The organism is Corynebacterium sp. MSK041 (assembly GCF_030232265.1).
Taxonomy (GTDB): Bacteria; Actinomycetota; Actinomycetes; order Mycobacteriales; family Mycobacteriaceae; genus Corynebacterium.
Window position 1 is genome coordinate 1 of the sequence record NZ_JASPJK010000074.1, and the last position, 246, is coordinate 246.

Below are 246 nucleotides of genomic sequence, written 5' to 3' on the forward strand. Positions count from 1 at the left end.
TTGTAGATCGGCTCGCCGGTGGCCCGGTCCCAGATCACCGTGGTTTCACGCTGATTGGTGATGCCGACGGCCGCGATCTCGTCCGGGGTGATGTCCTCGGAGGCAGCGGCGTCGGCCATGACGCGACGGATGTTGAGCCGGATCTCCTCCGGATCGTGCTCCACCCAGCCCGGATGCGGGAAGATCTGCTCGTGTGGCAGCTGGCTGCGGCTCACGATGTCCCCGCGACCGTCGAAAATGATGCAG

General features: G+C 65.4%; 1 protein-coding gene. It reads right to left on the reverse strand.

The window, feature by feature from the left end; all coding sequences use genetic code 11:
- Window positions 1–246 (reverse strand): FGGY family carbohydrate kinase (locus QP968_RS11235; RefSeq protein WP_284856473.1); only part of this gene is annotated, 246 nt, incomplete at both ends.